This window comes from Roseiflexus castenholzii DSM 13941 (assembly GCF_000017805.1).
GTDB classification, from domain to species: Bacteria; Chloroflexota; Chloroflexia; order Chloroflexales; family Roseiflexaceae; genus Roseiflexus; species Roseiflexus castenholzii.
The window spans coordinates 2,332,904-2,349,682 of the sequence record NC_009767.1; the positions used below are offsets into that span (position 1 = coordinate 2,332,904).

16 protein-coding genes are annotated in these 16,779 nt (G+C 61.4%); 10 read left to right on the forward strand and 6 right to left on the reverse strand.

The genetic code is table 11. From position 1 onward, the window contains the following. Positions 1-15 precede the first annotated feature (15 nt). Both RCAS_RS09360 and RCAS_RS09365 read right to left on the reverse strand, forming a co-directional pair. Positions 16-834, reverse strand: coding sequence for a DUF92 domain-containing protein (locus RCAS_RS09360; RefSeq protein WP_041330510.1), 819 nt, complete (start codon positions 832-834; stop codon positions 16-18). A 454-nt stretch (positions 835-1,288) separates the two neighbouring features. Further along, on the reverse strand, positions 1,289-1,801 hold the full coding sequence (locus RCAS_RS09365; protein ID WP_012120341.1) for an SRPBCC family protein: 513 nt from the start codon (positions 1,799-1,801) through the stop codon (positions 1,289-1,291). A 462-nt stretch (positions 1,802-2,263) separates the two neighbouring features. On the opposite strand from RCAS_RS09365, the gene RCAS_RS09370 reads away from it, so the two are divergent. Both RCAS_RS09370 and RCAS_RS09375 read left to right on the forward strand, forming a co-directional pair. Next, positions 2,264-2,449, forward strand: coding sequence for a hypothetical protein (locus RCAS_RS09370; protein WP_012120342.1), 186 nt, complete (start codon positions 2,264-2,266; stop codon positions 2,447-2,449). Positions 2,450-2,529: 80 nt separating this feature from the next. Then, positions 2,530-3,402 (forward strand): aspartyl protease family protein, encoded by an 873-nt coding sequence (locus tag RCAS_RS09375; protein ID WP_012120343.1) that lies wholly within the window; start codon positions 2,530-2,532, stop codon positions 3,400-3,402. Positions 3,403-3,702: 300 nt separating this feature from the next. On the opposite strand, the gene RCAS_RS09380 is transcribed toward RCAS_RS09375, so the two are convergent. Beyond that, positions 3,703-5,292 carry a flippase gene (locus RCAS_RS09380; RefSeq protein ID WP_012120344.1) on the reverse strand — a complete coding sequence of 530 codons (1,590 nt, stop codon included), beginning with the start codon at positions 5,290-5,292 and terminating at the stop codon, positions 3,703-3,705. Positions 5,293-5,343: 51 nt separating this feature from the next. Here RCAS_RS09380 and RCAS_RS09385 point away from each other — a divergent pair, with 51 nt between their 5' ends. Beyond that, positions 5,344-6,138 (forward strand): ABC transporter permease, encoded by a 795-nt coding sequence (locus RCAS_RS09385; protein WP_012120345.1) that lies wholly within the window; start codon positions 5,344-5,346, stop codon positions 6,136-6,138. Next, entirely contained in the window at positions 6,138-6,935 is a 798-nt protein-coding gene (locus tag RCAS_RS09390; protein WP_012120346.1) for an ABC transporter permease, read from the forward strand. The genes RCAS_RS09385 and RCAS_RS09390 overlap by 1 nt, the downstream gene beginning before the upstream one ends. 6 nt (positions 6,936-6,941) lie before the next feature. Here the strand turns inward: RCAS_RS09390 and RCAS_RS09395 are convergent, their stop codons facing one another. After that, the gene (locus RCAS_RS09395; RefSeq protein WP_012120347.1) at positions 6,942-7,355 is read right to left on the reverse strand and encodes a hypothetical protein; all 414 of its coding nucleotides are present in this window, start codon (positions 7,353-7,355) and stop codon (positions 6,942-6,944) included. A gap of 84 nt (positions 7,356-7,439) precedes the next feature. Here RCAS_RS09395 and RCAS_RS09400 point away from each other — a divergent pair, with 84 nt between their 5' ends. Then, a complete protein-coding gene (locus tag RCAS_RS09400) occupies positions 7,440-8,447 on the forward strand; it encodes an ABC transporter ATP-binding protein (RefSeq protein ID WP_012120348.1) in 1,008 nt (335 codons plus the stop codon). Positions 8,448-8,462: 15 nt separating this feature from the next. Here the strand turns inward: RCAS_RS09400 and RCAS_RS09405 are convergent, their stop codons facing one another. Beyond that, positions 8,463-9,020, reverse strand: a complete 558-nt coding sequence (locus RCAS_RS09405) for a Uma2 family endonuclease (RefSeq protein WP_012120349.1) — start codon at positions 9,018-9,020, stop codon at positions 8,463-8,465. A 127-nt stretch (positions 9,021-9,147) separates the two neighbouring features. On the opposite strand from RCAS_RS09405, the gene RCAS_RS26200 reads away from it, so the two are divergent. The 5 genes from RCAS_RS26200 (at position 9,148) to RCAS_RS09430 (ending at position 15,638) form a co-directional block, all read left to right on the forward strand. Then, positions 9,148-10,929: a tetratricopeptide repeat protein gene (locus RCAS_RS26200; protein WP_012120350.1), complete on the forward strand. Its 1,782-nt coding sequence runs from the start codon at positions 9,148-9,150 to the stop codon at positions 10,927-10,929. 20 nt (positions 10,930-10,949) lie between these two features. After that, on the forward strand, positions 10,950-12,095 hold the full coding sequence (locus RCAS_RS09415) for an amidohydrolase family protein (protein ID WP_012120351.1): 1,146 nt from the start codon (positions 10,950-10,952) through the stop codon (positions 12,093-12,095). Next, the gene (locus RCAS_RS09420; RefSeq protein ID WP_012120352.1) at positions 12,092-13,330 is read left to right on the forward strand and encodes an MFS transporter; all 1,239 of its coding nucleotides are present in this window, start codon (positions 12,092-12,094) and stop codon (positions 13,328-13,330) included. Before RCAS_RS09415 ends, RCAS_RS09420 begins: the two co-directional genes overlap by 4 nt. 143 nt (positions 13,331-13,473) lie before the next feature. Continuing rightward, on the forward strand, positions 13,474-14,253 hold the full coding sequence (locus tag RCAS_RS09425; RefSeq protein WP_012120353.1) for an HAD-IIA family hydrolase: 780 nt from the start codon (positions 13,474-13,476) through the stop codon (positions 14,251-14,253). Between the two features lie 260 nt (positions 14,254-14,513). Then, complete coding sequence (locus RCAS_RS09430) at positions 14,514-15,638, forward strand: hypothetical protein (RefSeq protein WP_012120354.1); 1,125 nt, start codon at positions 14,514-14,516, stop codon at positions 15,636-15,638. A gap of 50 nt (positions 15,639-15,688) precedes the next feature. On the opposite strand, the gene RCAS_RS09435 is transcribed toward RCAS_RS09430, so the two are convergent. After that, positions 15,689-16,777, reverse strand: coding sequence for a glycosyltransferase (locus RCAS_RS09435; RefSeq protein WP_012120355.1), 1,089 nt, complete (start codon positions 16,775-16,777; stop codon positions 15,689-15,691). Positions 16,778-16,779: the final 2 nt, after the last annotated feature.

Consider the following 16,779-nt stretch of genomic DNA (forward strand, 5'->3'; position numbering starts at 1 on the left):
GCAAACGACGAGCGCTCACCCGGCGATCCAGGCGTACATACCGGCAGCGACAGCGCCGCCTGCCAGCGAACTGAGAAAGTTGACCATGTCGTTGTTCATCCAGCGCCATCCGCGCACCAGGGGAAAGACGCGTCCTTCGCGCGATGCGCGCTTCTCGGTTTCGCCAGTTGGCGAGAGATACATTGCCTGCACCGTTGCGCCAAGCAGACTATCGAGCAAACTGCCGCCGACGCCTCCGGCGAGCGCTACCGGCAATAACAGAGGAAGCCAGATTTCGCGCTCAACTGCCATCAACCCCAGTGTTGCAGCGCCGATCAGGAACGCGCCTGCGGCGGAAGCGCCGAACCCGTAGATCGTCACACCGCCCGATGTGCCTGGCGGCACGACCCGACCAGAGGTGATCAGACGCGGCGAATGTGGGCTGAGGACGCCAATTTCGGTTGCCCAGGTATCGGCGGTTACCGTTGCCATGATGCCGACATATGCCGCCAGCAGCACAGTTGGCTCGCCAGCCAGTCCATAGACCAGCGCAAGCGTTGCACCTGCGCCGCCATTGGCGAGCGCCTGCCAGAGATCGCGCCGTCCACCCTTCTCGAACTTCTCACCGGCGATGCGCTGCTTCTGCGCCTGCCGAAAATGAGAGAGCGCGCTGGATGTCACAAAAAAGACAATCAGCACGCATCCCCACGTCCACCCGCCAAAACCGAAGGTCAACGTTCCGGTGACAACGGCGCCAAGCCAGCCGCTGAGGTCGAGCGATTGTCTGCGGTAAGCGACAGCGCCGATGACGGTGCTCAACACCAATCCGGCAGCAATGCGAGGAACATCGATCATAGCGTTTTCCATCGGGAATGGAACGCCATGCATCATACCACAAGGTGAGAGGTGTGAGGGGCGAGTACAAGGTAATACCAATGACCTGTGACCATCCGGCATGGTCACCCCGAGCAGCGCGAGGGGTCGTGCGCGACCCGCTCAGATTCTGCGCTGCGCTCGGAATGCCAAGCATGCCGCATCTTCAATCGTAGTTGGTATAAATGGAGGGACGCGGCGGTGCCATATCCGGTGGCAGTGCCGCGCCCGGTGTGGAAGGGGGAAGGCGGCGCAAGAAGCCAGGCACGAGGCGCGAGGAACAGGTAGGAAGGTTGAAGGTGAGAGAGTTGAGGGCATGAACCTGCTCAATCTTTGAGGTTTCAGTCACTGCCCCTTTCCCCCGGAGGAACGTTGCCTGCGGAACAGTCCTCGTTTGCCCCAGGCACGTTAACCTCAAAAGTTCTGGTAGAAGGAACTAACCCCTGACCCCTGACCCCTCGATCCGCCGGGCAAGCGCACTCAGCGCCTGATCGAGGTCTGGTCCGATCATACTGGCGACCTGATCCGCAGGCACCATAGCAGCCAGCGGTCCGAGCATCGGCGCAAGGTCAATCGTCAGTTTGACACGCAGATCGGTGCCTTTCCCCTCCGGCACGAACGACCAGTGCGACTCAACGGTCACCGGGTGGCGCGACGTAAAGACGACTTCCTGATCCTGCTTCCAGCGCACATCGCCTTCGGATCGAATAGTGGCAAACGGTCCCATTGCCATGTGTGTGGCGACACGCGCACTTGATGCGCCACGGTGCAATACCTCAACTTTTTTTACTCGTGGAAGCAACCCTGCCAGCGTCTGCGGATCAGACAGCGTGGCAAACACGCGATCCGCGCTCGCCGCAATGCGTCGGTTGCGCTCGACTGTCACGACCAGACCGTTATTCGTCTTTGTTTTGTCCCACGTCAGATTACCAGATCGGACCGTGTTCATGGGCGCCTCCTACGCGGCAGATCGCCGCGACCGTCATGGATACGACGAGCGTTGCAGGCATGGGGGTTGCGAGATGCGTGACCTTGCGACACTCTTATGATACTACGATTTTGTGCAATCAGTGGATGCAAGGTGTGCAATTGCCGAATGGATGGTGCATTGACTCAATGCTCTCTCATCACACCCTGTACCAGATCGCGGAAAGGGCGGGTCTCAGACCTGTCGCTACCCGCCTCTTACGACAACCCGGCAGACGCAGGCGATGATCCGCTCCACCCGTACACTGCCCGCCGTTCGTCTGCAATCGAGGACATCGACCAATCCGTAAGAAGCCGTTTCAATCCGCGCGTATCTGTGCGCTATCACACGCCTGACCATGCCACAACGAAACAAGGTATGGTATAATATCGAAAGAGAAAGACTTCCTGCATCATTCGACATCTGGCAACGGAGATCGTTATCATGGCAGAAAAGAAATCGAAAACCGACGTTACCGCGCGTGACAAGAGCGGCAGGGTAACCAATCACAACTGCGCAAACTGTGGTGAGCGCATTATGAACGACCGCGAGATGGTTGTGGTTATGGACGGTCGGCGTCGCAACAAGACGTATCATCACCGTGCCTGCTTCCAGAAAGCAGTCGCATAAGCGCGTCGCCGGTTTTTCAGCGAGCTTTATCGGCTCATCCGTTGTGTGCGGGTGAGCCGATCTGTTCTCTGAGGCATCGTATGGTCGAAGATCGCACGCAGATCGAGTTTCCGGCGCAGGGTGCAACAACGGTTGCGCTCTGTGAGCCATTTGGCGTGTTGTGCTGTCGCGCCTCCGGTCCAGGAGGGCATCCGCTGCGTGTGCTGATCGATACCGGGACCGATCCATCAGCAGTGGATGCTCGGCTTGTGCATCGTCTTGCGCTGCCAACCGGCGGCAGCGGCATCGGGCAGGGCGCCGCCAATACCGTTGCGTTCACCGAAGCGGTCTTTCCCTGGCTGCGCCTGGGCAATGCTGATGCTCCCGGCAACCAGGCGCTGACCGTCCGCGATCTCTATGCGCCAGCGCTCGATCTGAGCGGGTTGCCCTTTGCCGTGGATGTGGTGATCGGGTATAGCGTCCTGCGCCATTTGACGCTGCGGATCGACTTTCGGACCCGCTCACTGACACTGGCGCATCCCGATCTCGGATTTCCGTCCATCGGCTCCTCTGGTGTCGTGATGCCACTCTCGTTCTTCGAGCATTTCCCGGCAATCGGCAATCTGGTCATCGATGGTGTGGTCATCCCGCAGGCGACGATCGACACCGGCTCGAACGCTGCAATTACCGTTGGTCCCGACCTGGCGGTGCGTCTGGGGTTGCGCAGGAATGGCGCAGATGTGCGCATCGTTCGGGGGGAAGGCTTCGGCGGCGGCGGCGATGTGTTGCGTCGCCGGTTCGATCAGGTGCGTCTGGGTCCGTTTACCCTGACGAATATCGATATTGATGCTCCGCTCACCTGGGGAGGCGATCTGGGGCGCGCATCACGCGCCAATATTGGCATGCCATTGCTGGCGCGCTTCGCAACTGTCGTGATCGACTATGGGCGGGAGCAGGCGGGATTTGAGCCTTAATGCGCGCATCGCAAGTGATGGACGGCAACGCCTGCCTGTGAGGTTCGGGCAGGCGTTGGTAGCGGGTTCGTGGCTCACGCGCCACCATGCAGGCAGCAAGGGGTGGACCGGGCAACTACATGCACTTCGGGCATTCTTCATCGGCATATGGTCCGTGATCGGGGCAATCGCCACCTGGCGCATCATCCGGCAGATCGTCGTAATCCATAGCGTTGGCTCCTCCACTACACAGGAGATCGTGATGGAAGAACCTTACGCCACGGAAACGTGTACTACCAAGATCAGAACATGACGGTACGATTAATGCGCCCCACCAGAAGATACGCCGCTTTTGCTCAGCATTCGGCGCATCAGCGCCCGTTCTTCTGGACCGAATGCGCCAAGCGCCCAGAGCGCCGCCGGGTAGACCGACGCTCCAACGGCAATTGCCAGCCACGGTGAGAGCACAAGCGCGGGCCACATGGCGGCGCCCATGATGAGCGAGGCAAGAGCCGGGCGCCACATGAGGCGCAGGAGCGGCGGCATCGCCCCTTCACGTCGCAGGGTGCGCAAAAATGGTAGCAACAGCGCCACCTCCGTGGCAACTGTCACAGATGCGGCTGCCAGATACCCATACGCTGGGATGAGCAGCAGATTCATCCCCAGGTTGAACACCGCACCAATGACGAACGCTACCGTAATTGCGCGCTGGCGTCGCAGAGCAATGAGCACGTACTGTGTCACCCCATTCGCATACGAAAGCGGGAGGTACCAGATCAGGATCGCCAGCGCCAGCGCCGCGCCTGGCAGAAATGCCCGCCCGCCAAGCACGGCAATGATGACCGGCGCCAGGAGCGTTCCGCCGACAGCAACGGGCCAGGCGACGAGTTGCAGCAGCCCAAGCGCGCGGTGGTACATCCGCTCGAGGGCGGCGCGATCCGTCACTGCATAGCGCGCCAGCAAAGGGAACAGCGCCGCCACAAAATAGGGCGACACAATTTGTGTCATATTGATGACTTTGTACGCCGCATCGTACAGACCGAGCGCGGCAACTCCCGCCTGCGCTCGCAGCAGCACCACATCGAAACGGAAAAAGACGGCCAGCAACAGACTGTTCAGCAGCAGCGGAAACCCCTCGCGCAACAGATCACGTCCGGTGGGCCAGTCCCATACCAGTGGCGCGCGAAAGAGCATCCGCCGTTGAAGGATATAGAAGATCACAGCATTCAGGACCGTCGCTGCCAGCGCCACGGCTGCCAGCGCCACCACCCGCGCGGGCGCATCCGGCGCGATCAGCAGCGCCCCAACCCCTGCGAGCGTTTTGACGACATTTGTCAGCAGCACCACCAGCGCCGTCACTTCCATGCGCTGATATGCCTGGAACGACGCCGAGCAGGCGGCGGCGAGCGCCGCCGGGTACAGGTGCAGCATCAGCAACGCCAGCGCGGTGATCTCGGCGCTGCTTAGCGGGCGTTCGAGCAGCGAATAGCCGACGACGAGGAGCGCAGCAATCGGGAGCAGCAGGGTTGTGATGCCGAGCCGGAGCAGCAAGGTGATGCTGAAGAGGCGCGGCGCGCGCGATAGGTCGGGCGCGGCTTCGCGCACTGTCAGATCGTTCAAGCCCCAGTTTGTGATTGTGAGAAAATAAAGACCGGCGATCAGGGCAACGAACGCATACGCGCCATTCCCTTCCGGTCCCAGGAAGCGCAGCGCGATGACCGCAAACCCGAAGTCGATCGCCTTGTTGATCAGATTTGCAGCAATGGGCAGCGCACTGTTTTTGGCGATGGTGCGCGCAGTGTCGGACTGGTCTTCGCGGTAGAAGCGTTGCCATGCCCAGGCTGCGCCCAGGAGCAGTGGTATGAGCGCAGCAACTGCGAGCAGGAAGATGGACGCCGTTTCGTTCAACACGCAGTCTATGATACCATAGCCGCATGGCAAGCGCATCTCTGAGCAGGTTCTATGCGTCTGTACTACGAAATTGCCATCCGCTCCTTCCGCCGCGCGACAATCTATCGCAGCGCCTATGTTGCCGGTATCCTGACGAATGCCTTCTTTGGCGTTCTCTTCTCGTCGATGTATCGCGCGCTGTACGAAGGACGTGAGCGCATCGCCGGGTTGACGTTGCATGACGCGATCAGTTACGTCTGGTTGAGCCAGGCGTTGATCGCGATCGGCGCCGGATGGATCTCGTGGCACATGGAGTTGGAACGCGGGATACGCACCGGCGACATCGTTGCCGATCTTGCGCGACCGTGGAACTTCTATGCCTTCTGGTTGAGCCGCGTGCTGGGGGAACGCCTGTTCAATCTGCTGGTGCGCGGCAGCCTGACCTATCTGATCGGGATTCTCTATTTTGACGCGCTCATCCCTTCCATTGAGGCGCTGGCAGCATTTGCCATTGCGGTGCTGCTGTCGATCCTGATCTCTGCTGCGCTCAACTTTCTGGTCAATATCACGGCGTTCTGGCTGATCGATATTACCGGTCTCGTGCTGGTTACCAACCTGACGATGGGCTTCTTTTCCGGTTTCTTGCTGCCGCTTGCTTTCTTCCCGCCTGCGCTCGCTGTCATTGCGCAGGCGCTGCCGTTTCAGGCGATTACGAGCATTCCTGTGCGCACATTGTTGGGTCAGGTGCGAGGCGCGGATCTGGCGCTGGCGCTTACGACGCAGGTGTGCTGGGCTATGGCGTTGACCGGCGCCGCGCTGCTCGCGCTACGCGCGGCAATGCGCAAGATCGTGCTTCAGGGCGGATAATGCTGGCGATCTCTCTTCGGTTGATCGGCGCGCGCATCCGATCACAGATGCAGTACAAAACCTCGTTCTGGCTCGACCTTGTGGGGACGGCGGTCTCCACTGGCATGGAGTTCGTTGTGTTATTTCTGCTGCTCCAACGCTTTACACTGATTGGTGGCTGGCGGCTCCACGAGATCGGGCTGTTGTACGGTCTGACCTCGGTATCGTTTGGGCTGGCGGAGATGATCGGACGCGGCTTCGATAGTCCTTTCGAACGATTGATCCAGCATGGTGACTTCGATCGGGTGCTGACCCGTCCCCTGAGCAGTTTTGTTCAGGTGCTGGCGTCCGAGGTTCAGTTGCGACGATTAGGGCGGGCTGTGCAGGGTGCGGGGGTGCTGATCTTTTCACTGGCTCAGGTGGAAGCGTTCTGGACCCCAGTGCTGCTGTTGTTGCTTCTGCTGAGCATTCTGTCGGGCGCCCTCATCTATGTGGGGCTGATCGTCATCGGCGCCACAATCTGTTTCTGGACGATCAAGACTCCCGAGGTCATCAATGTGTTCACGTTTGGCGGGCAGCAGTTGACAAGCCTGCCATTGAGCATTTACGACCGGTGGATACGCGCGGTATTTCTTTCGATTGCACCCGTCGCGTTCGCCAGTTATCCGGCGGCATTGGTAATTCTTGGGCGGAGCGACCCGCATGGGTTGCCCGCCTGGATTGCATGGTGCGCCCCGGTGGTTGCCAGCGTATTTTTTGCCGCTGTTCTGGGGTTCTGGCAGATCGGCGTGCGCCGGTACCAGAGCACCGGAACCTGATGCAGGTTACCGCCGCAGCACCGCGACCGCGAGATAGGTCGCGCCGGTTGAAGCATCCTCTGTGTGGGCAAGCGCCAGGAGTTGATCACCGTTGCGCCATGCGGCATAACTGATCGTGTCGCCTTCGACGAGCAACCTGCCATCAGCACGCCACCCGCTGCTCTCGAGTCGACCGGCGTAGAACTGTTTGACCTGTTCCCAGGCGATGCTCCCCGGAACCCGGAAAAGTCGGATGGCGGACGCCTGTTGCTCGCCGACGATCTCAGCGGTCAATCCGCTCACCATTGCATCCGCTAGCGGCGACTCGCCCTGTGATGCAGCGGTTGCATCAGGATAGACCGGCGGCTCCGCCAGGGGCGCGCTGCCACAGGCGGCAACCAGAAAAGCCAGAAGCGTTAGCGCCAGGAAACGTGATATCATGCGCAGCCTCACGGATACAGTGTCATCGATGTCAGAATACGCAGACTCGTGATCTGAGGATGCGTTGGATGGAAAGGACGTAAGATGCCGCTTATCGATGTAGCCGATCTCACCAAAGTCTTCCGTGTTGTGGTGCGTCAGAGCGGGCGTTTCAGCGCGTTGCGCACCTTCCTGAGCCGTGAGTACCGTGATGTGTGTGCTGTCGATCATGTCTCGTTCGCTATCGAGGCTGGCGAAATGGTCGGTTATCTGGGACCGAACGGCGCGGGCAAATCGACGACATTGAAGATGCTGACCGGCATTCTTGCGCCGACGTCCGGGCATCTATCGATCGATGGGCGCGAGCCGCAGCGCCAACGCATCGAACACGCGCGTCGAATCGGCGTTGTGTTTGGCCAGCGCACCCAGCTCTGGTGGGATCTGCCGGTGATAGAGTCGTTCGAGTTGCTGCGGTATATCTATCGTATCCCGCTGGAACGCTGGAAGGCGAACCTGTCCACCTTCGACGATCTGCTCGATCTCGGTGCGTTCCTCAACACGCCGGTGCGCCAGATTTCGCTAGGGCAACGCATGCGCGCCGAACTTGCTGCTGCGCTGCTGCACGACCCGGCAATTCTCTTTCTCGACGAACCAACCATTGGGCTGGATGTGATTGCCCGTGAGCGCATCCGTCAATTTCTCGAGCGCATCAACCATGAATGCGGCGTGACCATCATTCTGACCACTCACGACCTGAATGATATTCAACGTCTCTGTCGGCGCGTCATTCTGATCGATCACGGACGTGTAATCTACGACGGGGCGCTGGAGACATTGCGCGAGCGATTCGGTCGCTGGCGCATCCTGATCGTCGATCTGGAACGCGACGACGCGCTTGATGATACCCTGGAGGCGCCCGGCGCTGAAGTGATCGAACGCTATGGAACTCGCTTCCGGTTGCGCTTCGATCGGAGCGCGACGACCGCCGCTGCGCTGATCGCATACCTGAGCAGCCGGTATCCGATCCGTGATCTGGCGATCGAGGAACCGGAGATTGAAAGTGTCATCCGGCGCATTTACGAGGCGCCGGAGGTTGCGCGGTTGCATGCGTGAGTGAGAGAGCGTTCTTCAGTATGGCGCAAAAATGTCCGCTACGCGGCAACTAAACGCGGGAAGCACATCCGGGTCTTGCAGAAGATCATCGCCAGAAAGCGCCTGAATCGAACCTTCGGCTCGATGCACGAGCACTTCGTGGGTGCGTGGGTGGACTTCCCAGACCAGACGGGCGCCGGCGGAGAGAAAATCGCGCACCTTTTCGCGCGCGTCCCCGGCGGTCTCGGATGGGGAAACGATCTCGACTGCCAGATCGGGCGCCTGCTCCCAAAATCCGTCGGGAACACCGGTCACCGGAATATGCGCCGCTGCGACAAAGGCGACATCAGGAGCGCGCACCGTATCGGGGTTGCGCGCAAGCACAAACCCGGACTCAACACAGACCACTCCGTGACCGCCGGCTTCCGCCCATTGCTGCAATCGCGCGCCAATGCGGAGTGCAAGCATCCCGTGTCGTCCACCTAGGGGCATGGTTTCGACAACCTCCCCGCGCACCAGGGCGCGCCGTATCGGTCCTTCCGGCAACAACCAGAACGACTCAGCGGTCATCAGTTGAGCGGGCGCAATACTCATACGATGTTGGGGCAATAGACTAACGCTTATGTGACGATACCGTATTGTACCATTGTTTCCCCGCCGGGATCGTGCTATACTGCGCAAGGATCAGGGCTGAAGGACGCCCAATGCTGTTGACACGACCATGAACGAATCCTTGACTCCCCGGCAACGCGCAGAGCGCCTGATCGACGAGGGAATGGCGGCAATCCGTGCCGGCGATCAGGCGCGCGCCCGCCAGTTACTCAGTCAGGCAGTACAACTCGATCCCCAGAACGAACGCGGCTGGCTGTGGCTCTCTGGTGCGCTGACCGATCCTGTGCAGCGCCGCTACTGTCTCGAACGGGTCCTGGCGATCAACCCGAAGAACGAGATTGCGCAGCGCGGGCTGGCAAGTCTTAAGCCTGCCGCTTCATCGCCTGCTGCTCTGTCGCCATCCCCCGCCGCATCGGCGCCGAAACCGACTGCTCCGTCGCAACCGGCGCAGCGGCAGCAACCGGTGTTCGACCCACTTGCGCCCGATGCGACCACGACACGACGCACAGCGACCGCCACGCCGCTGCCGCGCCCGCCGATACCTGCCACCATCGCTCCGCCAGCACCCCAAACCGTTGCTCCTGACGCTGCTGCGACGACGACCGGGGTGCAGCAGCGAGCGCCGGACGATCTCCGAAAGCCTCCCCCGGCGATGCCTGCCGAATCAGCGCCGGTTGATTCCCTGGCATCACTGCGTCCCGGCGCAGCTGCGAAGCGCAGCGGTTTGTTGCGACGACCGGGCGCTGCCGGCAACGCCGCCGCAGATGCTCCACCAACCGCCATACCTGTCGAGCGGTCTAAAAAGCGCACACGGACCGTTATCGTTGCGCTCGTGGGCATTCTTGCGGTCGTCGTGCTGTTGCTCGTCGGACTGATGTATCTGTATCCAGATATTCTCAATCCGCCGCAACCAACCGAGGAAGCGGCGATTCCAACCGTTGAGCCGGAAGCGCCGACGCCGGTTCCAACGCCGACGAGTATTCCAACTGCTACTCCGGCGCCAACGCCGACGCCGGTTGATGTTCAAGCGCTGGTGCGTGAGGCGGAAGAACTTGCCGCTAGTGGCAGCCTGGGACAGGCGGCAGAACGCTATACCGAAGCGATCCGCGCCGATCCGTCATCGTTCGAGGCATACTTTGGGCGCGCTCAGGTCAACTTCAATCTGTCGCTCTTCCAAAATGCTGTCGATGATTTCACCAGAGCATTGGCGCTCGATCCGGAGAACGCCGAGGCGTACCACCAGCGCGCGCGCGCCTTCTATCGCCTGCAACAGTACGACGAAGCCATTCGTGATTTCACCGAGGCGCTTGCGCGTGATCCCAACAACGATGTTCTCCTGATGCGCCGCGGCGTCGCCTACCGCGACAAGGGCCAGTACGACGAGGCGCTGGCGGATTTCGATCAGTCGCTCCAGTTGAACCCGGACGTCAGTTTCACCTATTACCACCGCGCATTGTTGTTCCAGGCGACCGGCAGGCTTGAGCGGGCGCGCGCCGATTTTGATCGGGCGCTGACGATTGCGCCGGAGTATCGTCTGGCATATGTCGGGCGTGGCGGGTTGCGCTTAGAGCAGGGCGATGCGCGTGGCGCGCTCAGGGACTGCACCCGCGCCATCGAACTCGACGCTACCGAGATCGATGCGTATTTCTGCCGCGCCAGAGCCGCTATTGCGCTCCGTGATTACCGCGCCGCCGTCGCCGACCTCGATACCGTCATTGCGCGCGATCCCGATAGCGCCGATGCTTACCGCGAGCGTGGGAGGGCGCACCAGGCGCTGCGCGACACCGATGAGGCGCGGGCGGATTATCAGCGCGCCATCGAACTCTACCGCCTTCAGGGACGCGACAAGGACCTGGCGGAGGTCGAAAAGTTGCTCGCTGCGCTGAAATAGCCGTGCGCATCGATATCCACATGCACTTCCAGCCTCCGGAAGCGTTCGCGTATCTGGCTGACGCGGCGGAACGCGAACCGTATTGGGCAATGCTCCTCGGTCTGCACGCAGAGACTCGTCAGACTGCGACATCGGCGGATGAAGGGCGCGTTTTGGCAGATATGGATCGCGCCGGGATCGACCGCGCGGTGATCCAGGGAGAGTACTACCGCCAGCACGAATCATGCGTTGCTGCCAATGACCGCGCGCTGGCGCTGTATCGGCGCCACCCGGAACGATTTCTGGTCTTTGCCATCGTGCAGCCCACCGACCATCGCGCACTCGACGAAGTGCGGCGTTGCGCTGCTGCTGGCGCTGCCGGTATCGGAGAACTCAACCCGTATGCGCAGGGGTTCACGCTCGACTCACCCGCGTTTCTGCGACTGGCAGAGACCTGTATTGACCTCGGACTGCCGATTCTGCTCCATGTGAACGAGCCGGTGGGACGCTATTACCCTGGCAAAGCCGTCACGCCGCTGGCGCAATACTATGATCTTGCGCTGCGGTTTCCAGAACTCACGATCATCCTGGCGCACTGGGGAGGGGGGTTGTTCTTCTACGAACTCATGCCGTCGGTGCGTCAGGCGCTCCGCAATGTCTGGTACGATACGGCGGCATCACCGCTGCTCTACCCGACTGCCGACATTTTCGCGGTGGCGCTCCGTTGCGTCCATCCGCGTAAAATCCTGTTTGGCAGCGATTATCCACTGCCGCTCTTCCCACGGGTGTCGCGCGAACCCGATCTTTCCGCCTTTCTCAACGACATCATGGCGTTAGACATTGCGCCCGACATCCGCGATGATCTTCTGGGATACAACAGCGCGCGCCTGCTGGGGTTGATGACGTCTGAGGAAGCCCCTGCGCTTGAGTCTTCGCGGCGCTCGAACGTTTTACCCCTTCCTCGCTATCCAATTACGGCTGCCATGTCGGTCGCTGCCATTGCCGCCGCCTGGTCTTCGACCCGCGCCGTCCTGGAAGCCTACGGCATCCCCTGGGAAACGGTCGAGGCGCCGTTGTGGGAACCCCTCCGTCAGGCAGCGGCGGCGCGCGGGATTGGACCAGAACGCCTGAAGCGGTTGCTCGCCGATCTCAACGCTGCTGTTCAACACGAGAGTGAAACGCCATGAATCGCGCGCTCGCCGTTTTTGTCTTTTTTGGCATCGGCTACTTCCTCTCCAATTTCTTTCGCGCCGCTAACGCCGTCATCTCCGGCGATCTGATGCGTGACCTGGGGTTAAGCGCCGCCGATCTCGGCTTGATGACCAGCCTGTTCTACGCTGGCTTCGCTGCGGTGCAGTTGCCGCTCGGTGTTGCGCTTGATCGTATCGGTCCACGCTTCGCTGTGCCCGCCCTGATGTCGATGACGGTCGTCGGATGCCTGTTGTTCGCCACGGCAACGGCGTTGCCGCAGGTCGCCGTGGGGCGCACCCTGATCGGCATTGGCATGGCAGGCAATCTGATGGGTGCAGTCAAGGCATTCAGCGCCTGGTTCCCGCCGCAGCGTGTGGCGACATTCACCAGTCTGATGGTCGGCATTGGAGCGCTGGGGGCGCTGGTGGCGGCGACGCCGCTTGCCTGGCTGAACCAGCAGTTCGGCTGGCGCGACGTCTTTGTGGGTAGCGCTGGTGTGACCCTGCTGAGTGCAGGGGGAATCGTGCTCGGTACGCGCAACGCGCCAGCTGGCGTGCTCTGGCGCGCCACGTCCGATGTGCCCGACGCCGGGTTTGCCTGGATTTTTCGCAACCCGCACTTTTGGCGCATTGCACCCCTCAATCTGACGTTGCTCGGCACAACGCTCGCCGTTCAGACTCTGTGGGCAGGCCCGTATCTCTTCGATACGTTGCGCCTGTCACCAGTTGAAGCCGGCAACCTGATCCTGATCATCAGTGCAGGCGTAGCAGCCGGTTATGGCAGTTGCGGCGCGCTGGCAGACAGATTCGGCGCGCGGCGGGTGATGACGGTGAGTACGCTTGTGTTTCTGGCAGCGCAGACGCCGCTTCTCTTGCCTGTGCCGTTACCGACGATAGCGCTGGCAATCACATTTTTTCTGTTTGGCTTCAGTGGCGCATTCAGCCTGCTGACGCTAGCGCAGGTGCGCGAACTGTTTCCGCCATATATGGGCGGGCGCGCCGTCACCGCTGTCAACCTGTTTGGCTTTGGCGGCGCGACGGCGATCCAGTGGGGCATGGGCGTGATCATCAGCGCATTCGTGCAGAACGATGGTGGTCGTTATCCAGTCCAGGCATACATCACAGCATTTGGAATGGCGCTCGCACTCAATGTCGCTTCGCTCGTCTGGTATCTGACGCCGGTTTCGTCAGGGTCGGAGAAGAGGGCGAGAGCAGGTGGGGTTGAAGGGTGAAGGCGGGAAGGTTGCAGGTGAAACGAGACAAGCGGCGATAGGCAAGAGGGTTACAGGCGGCAGGCGGAAAGGGCGCAGGGTGCAGGTCAGGCAGGCTAGCCCCTAGCCGTTGATACTAGTTCTCAGTTCTCGGTTCTCGTGACATGCCTATCCCTCACTACAACGCCTATATTTTCGACCTCGACGGCACCGTCTACCTTGGCGATGCCCTGTTGCCCGGCGCGGCTGAGGCGATCACGCGCCTGCGCGCCGCCGGATCGAAGGTCGTCTTCCTTTCCAACAACCCGACCCGCACCCGCGCGCAGTACGCCGCGAAGTTAACCGCGCTCGGCATTCCGACCATGGCAGACGAGGTCATCAACTCATCGTATGTGATGGTGCGCTGGTTGCTGGCGGAAGCGCCAGGGAGTCGGGTGTTCGTTGTGGGCGAACCACCCCTCTGCGACGAACTGCGCACCGCCGGGTTCGACCTCGCCGATGATGCCGATGGCGTCCGATTTGTGATCGCCTCGTTTGACCGCACCTTCACCTACCGCAAGTTGCAGATCGCCTTCGACGCCATCCGCGCCGGGGCGCGCTTCGTCGCCACTAATCCCGACCGCTACTGCCCGACTCCCACTGGCGGCGAACCGGACGCAGCGGCGATGATTGCGGCTATTGAGGCGTGTACTGCTCACCCGGTCGAAGTCGTTGTCGGCAAGCCATCGCCGATCATGGTGCAGACGATCGCCGAAACGCTGCGTTTGCCGCCAGCACAGTGCCTGGTCGTCGGCGACCGGCTGGAGACCGACATTGCGATGGGGCGCGCCGCAGGCATGGCGACCGCGCTGACGCTCACCGGCGCAACCGACCGCCGCGCGCTGGCGGAGGCGACCATCCAGCCGGATTATGTCATCGAGTCCCTTGGCGCACTGATTGAGTGAGTCGGGAGCAAACGGTTATCATCCCTTTGCTCTGGTTAAGCCTTATAACGCGCCTGCCGGAGCGCGTGCGAAGATTTACATCCTTGTTACATCCATCGCTCGAGCCGCGCTGTGCGCTATAGTAGCAACGATCGCTATGGATCGCCGCCTGGACGCACAGAGCATGGCAGGATCGCGGGTCGCCGTCGTGTGCGTTTTTTAGGGGTATCAGCGAGGCGGGGTGATATGCAGGACGGTCGTGATCAGGAAGATTCGCGCCAGTGGAGCGCCGCCTGGCGCTCGTGCAGCGCGGGTGGCGGCACGAGCGCAGTGCGGAAGCCGTCGAGTCCCTGGCGCTGATTGCCATCGTTCTGGTGTTGCTGGCGGTTATCAGTCTGGTGTTCCGCGACCGTGCAGCCGCCATTGGCGATGCAGCGACGGCGACGCTCGCACGCTGGCTGGCTGGCGTGCCGGGTACAGTGCCAGTTGGTAACACTAGCGTCATTGCGGCGCCGCAGGTAACGGCGCTCCCCTATGCTGTGGTGAGCCTGCCGCAACTGCTGAGGCAGGCGGCGGATGCTGCGCCGTGGGTGGAGCGCGCGATCGGGATAGCGGGCAGTCTGCTGGCAGGGATCGTCGCATGGCTTACGGTAACGCATCAAGCGCCGCAGCGCACGTCCAATTCGTGGTTCAGCCAGGCTGTCGACGCGCTACGCTGGGCGGGTGAGCAGGCCGCTGGGGTATTCGTTGGCCTGTCCGAGGGGGTGTATGACACAGTTGCCGGCCTGGTCACCCTCGGAGTCGATCTCGTCAAAATGATCGCAGGCGATGCTGGCACGCGGCAGAAATATGGAGCGCTGATCGAGGCGCTGATCACCGATCCGCTGGGGACGGCAGGAAACGTACTCTGGTCGATCGTCGAGCCGATTGTGACTGACTGGCAGGAAGGCCGGTACGGAGAAGCGGTTGGACGGACGGTGTTCGAAATATTGCCTGCGATTCTGGCGATCTTTACCGGGGGTGCAACTGCTGCCGGGTACGCGACGAAGGCGGGCACGGCGGGTAGAGCGGTGGATGTGCTGGGGGACGCTGGACGGGTAATGAACCGTATCGACAACGCAGCCAGGGTAGCAAACCGGATTGACGATGCGGGCAGAGTAGCAAACCGGATTGACGATGCAGGTAGAATAGCAAATAGGATCGATGATGCGAGCGACGTGGCGAAGGGAAATGCTGTCAGCGGCGCCGCTACCCGGCTAAGCCCGTCACAACTCCGTCAGCTCAGGCGGCAGGCTGGCACGGTCGCACGAACAGGCGTGCCATATGATGATCTCGGTTTTCCGATATTCGATTCATTCTTCGACTCTCACGGACAACGGAGAAGTTATTGCCACGCTCAACGGTAGTGCGCCTGATCTCGGGGCGTAATCTGGCAGCGCTGGTTTTGAGCATGCGTTTATGGCAACGCCCAATAATAGACTCGCTCTACGGCGTCCAGCATCCGTTCGCGTGAGAAGAGCGCCCGCGCGCGATGAACGCCCGCTTCGCCATACTTCGCCCGCAGCGCCGGGTCGTCCCGCAGGCGACGGATAGCATCCGCCAGCGCTGCGGCGTCTCCTGGCGGCACGACCAGACCGGTCTCTTCGTGCATATTGACAAAATCGGTTCCGGTTCCGAGCGCGGTACTGATGCACGGCAACCCGCTTGCCAGCGCCTCGACCAGCACAATGCCGAATGCTTCAGCGCGCAGGTGTGATGGCAGCACAAAAATATCCGCATGCCGGTAGATCGCAGGCAGGTCCTCATCTGCCACGTCGCCGAGGAAGCGCACCCGCTGATTCAATCCAGCGCCGGCCACCTGTCGCTCCAGTCGCGCCCTCTCCGGTCCATTCCCGGCGATCCAGAGTTCGACTCCCTCGACCATGCGCAGCGCCTCGATCAGAATGTGCAGCCCTTTGTAGTAGCGCAGCCGTCCGACGAAGAGCAGGCGCGGCACGGCATTGGCGCGTCGGTCGCCTGGAGAGAAGCGCGTCACATCGATGCCGATCGGCACGACCTCACACTTTGCGGCGTGTGCGCGAAGAAACGGCGACGAGGTGATATATCCGGGACTGGATGCGATGATCCGCGCTGCGCGGCGCAATGTCAGCGCTAGCAGCGGTCGGTAGAGGCGCAAAAGCGTTTTCTGGCGCACGATGTCGCTGTGGTACGAAATGACGAGCGGCGGCGACCCGGGCGCTGCCATTGCCGCCAGGTCGCCAGGCGGGTAGGGAAACTGCAAATGAACCACGTCGGCGTGAATCCCACGCGCCAGCGCGATCATTGCCGGGCTGAGCGGCGTCGATGCCAGATGCGCCATCCGCGCCGCGCGCACAATCATCAATCCGGGCAATGGTCGTTCGATAGAGGTGCAGCGTCTGGTATTGGTGATCAGCACCGTCACCCGATGACCGCGCGCAACCAGACCTTCTGCGAGGTCGCGCACATACCTCTCGATGCCGCCGAAAACCGGCGGGTAGTCTTTGTAGATGTGCAGAATATGCACCG

Bases quoted from the DNA above. Each gene is read 5' to 3' on its own strand.
- RCAS_RS09360 (WP_041330510.1), bottom strand. From the start codon at position 834: ATGATCGATGTTCCTCGCATTGCTGCCGGATTGGTGTTGAGCACCGTC.
- RCAS_RS09365 (WP_012120341.1), bottom strand. From the start codon at position 1,801: ATGAACACGGTCCGATCTGGTAATCTGACGTGGGACAAAACAAAGACG.
- RCAS_RS09370 (WP_012120342.1), top strand. From the start codon at position 2,264: ATGGCAGAAAAGAAATCGAAAACCGACGTTACCGCGCGTGACAAGAGC.
- RCAS_RS09375 (WP_012120343.1), top strand. From the start codon at position 2,530: ATGGTCGAAGATCGCACGCAGATCGAGTTTCCGGCGCAGGGTGCAACA.
- RCAS_RS09385 (WP_012120345.1), top strand. From the start codon at position 5,344: ATGCGTCTGTACTACGAAATTGCCATCCGCTCCTTCCGCCGCGCGACA.
- RCAS_RS09390 (WP_012120346.1), top strand. From the start codon at position 6,138: ATGCTGGCGATCTCTCTTCGGTTGATCGGCGCGCGCATCCGATCACAG.
- RCAS_RS09395 (WP_012120347.1), bottom strand. From the start codon at position 7,355: ATGATATCACGTTTCCTGGCGCTAACGCTTCTGGCTTTTCTGGTTGCC.
- RCAS_RS09400 (WP_012120348.1), top strand. From the start codon at position 7,440: ATGCCGCTTATCGATGTAGCCGATCTCACCAAAGTCTTCCGTGTTGTG.
- RCAS_RS09405 (WP_012120349.1), bottom strand. From the start codon at position 9,020: ATGAGTATTGCGCCCGCTCAACTGATGACCGCTGAGTCGTTCTGGTTG.
- RCAS_RS26200 (WP_012120350.1), top strand. From the start codon at position 9,148: ATGAACGAATCCTTGACTCCCCGGCAACGCGCAGAGCGCCTGATCGAC.
- RCAS_RS09415 (WP_012120351.1), top strand. From the start codon at position 10,950: ATGCACTTCCAGCCTCCGGAAGCGTTCGCGTATCTGGCTGACGCGGCG.
- RCAS_RS09420 (WP_012120352.1), top strand. From the start codon at position 12,092: ATGAATCGCGCGCTCGCCGTTTTTGTCTTTTTTGGCATCGGCTACTTC.
- RCAS_RS09425 (WP_012120353.1), top strand. From the start codon at position 13,474: ATGCCTATCCCTCACTACAACGCCTATATTTTCGACCTCGACGGCACC.